Annotated in this window: 2 protein-coding genes; both read right to left on the minus strand. The window is 60.9% G+C overall.

Going from position 1 to position 1,219, the window contains the following annotated elements:
• On the minus strand, positions 1–484 hold a 484-nt coding region (locus tag D472_RS0124325; protein ID WP_017607028.1), incomplete at its 3' end, for a DDE-type integrase/transposase/recombinase.
• 233 nt (positions 485–717) lie between these two features.
• On the minus strand, positions 718–1,137 hold the full coding sequence (locus D472_RS28900) for a transposase (RefSeq protein WP_017607029.1): 420 nt from the start codon (positions 1,135–1,137) through the stop codon (positions 718–720).
• Positions 1,138–1,219 lie beyond the last annotated feature (82 nt).

The following is a 1,219-nucleotide window of genomic DNA, read 5'->3' on the forward strand; positions in this document are numbered from 1 at the left end:
TCAGTGTCTTGAACTGAGCTTCGCTGTAAGGGTTGTCGTTGCTGACCTTCGGCCTCGAATGAGACTTGGTGATCCCGAGCATGGACAGCAACTCGGCCACCGACTGCGAAGTCATCGCCGTGCCGCGGTCGGAATGGATCACCTCGGCCGCGACCCCGTTATTAGCGCGGATACAGTTCTGTATGAAGTGGCCGGCGATGTGGCCGGACTCGCCGGAGTGGATCTCCCAGTGCACCACGTACCGGGAGTAGATGTCGATCATGACGTACAGATCGAAGAAGTGCCCCGGCCCCGGGCCACGCAGTTTCGTGATGTCCCAACTCCACACCTGGTTCGGGGCCCGTGCCATCAGCTGCGGCTTGGTCTTGGCCGGGTGGCGGGCCTGGGAACGCCGCTCCCGACTCTGTCCCTGGGCGCGCAGCAGCCGGTACATCGTGGAGACCGAGCACAGGTAGACGCCCTGGTCCAGCAGCGTTGCCCACACCTGCCGAGGTGCCTTATCACGGAACCTTTCACTGTTGAGGACCGTGATGACGTGGTGGCATTCAGCCGGCGACAAACGGTTCGGTGGTGAGGTTCTGGACGCTTTTTGCGTTACTTTCAGCGAAGGGTCGCGGTGTCGATAGTAAGTCGAACGGTTGATCCCCGACAGGCGACACGAGGCCTTGATACCGACAAGTGGTTCGAGCTGGGTGCGAACATCTTGTCGGGTCTGGTCTACGAGTTCTCCGAGTCCGCGCTCTCGGATACCATTTCCAAGAGCGCGTGTGCTTTTCCCAGCACTTCCATGGCGGCCTCGGTCTGCTGCAATTTCTTGGCCATTCGGGTGTTGGCGCGCTCCAGTCGTGCTTTTTCCTTGCGCAACTGTTCCAGCTCGGCCTGCTCCGGTGTTTTCTTCTTGGTGGTGGGCTTGGCTGCCGAAGAGGCGCTCAGCTCACCGGACTCACGCTGTTTGCGCCACAACTGGACGCTGGAGTCGTAGAGTCCTTCTCGGCGTAGCAGTGCGCCCTTTTCTCCGGCGGGGGCGCTGTCGTATTCCTCCACGATCCGCAGCTTGTAGGCGAGGGTGAAGGTCCGGCGCTTGGGTCGGTCGGCTCGTGGTCTTTGGTCGGTGGTCTGGAGGTCGTGATCGGTCATCGTCACCGTCGCTACTGCCTGTCCTCGCCCTGCTTGTACTAGTTAGTGAAGTTTATCCCCTGGTGTCCCACTCGACCCTGAC

The sequence above is a fragment of the Nocardiopsis alkaliphila YIM 80379 genome (genome assembly GCF_000341005.1).
Classification (GTDB): domain Bacteria; phylum Actinomycetota; class Actinomycetes; order Streptosporangiales; family Streptosporangiaceae; genus Nocardiopsis; species Nocardiopsis alkaliphila.

What these genes read in the sequence shown, in the direction of transcription:
- D472_RS28900 (WP_017607029.1), bottom strand. Translation starts at nt 1,137, where the DNA reads ATGACCGATCACGACCTCCAGACCACCGACCAAAGACCACGAGCCGAC.